At 60.8% G+C, this 232-nt stretch carries 1 protein-coding gene; it reads left to right on the top strand.

Features of this window, described 5'->3' with window-relative positions:
* The coding region (locus tag R0J87_RS25155) for a phage virion morphogenesis family protein (RefSeq protein WP_498889749.1) at positions 1-232 on the top strand (232 nt) is incomplete at both ends.

Raw genomic sequence — 232 nt, 5'->3', positions numbered from 1 at the left:
CCAGTACCTGGTGCGAGGCAAGAAGGTGCATGTGGGTTCGCCGCTCGCTTATGCCGCCGTGCACCAGGAAGGCTTTGACGGTGCGGTGAACATCTCGGCCCATAACCGGCTTATTCGCCAGGCATTCGGCAAAGCGCTGAAAAGTCCGGTGTGGCAGACGGTGAAACCCCATACCCGCCAGATGCAGACCCCACAGCGCGAATACCTGGGCCTATCGACCGAGAACCAGCAC

It is taken from the genome of Halomonas sp. SIMBA_159 (genome assembly GCF_046536035.1).
Taxonomy (GTDB): Bacteria; Pseudomonadota; Gammaproteobacteria; order Pseudomonadales; family Halomonadaceae; genus Vreelandella; species Vreelandella venusta_A.
Note: the sequence above shows the minus strand (reverse complement) of the source record. Positions and strands in the feature narration are given on the sequence as shown.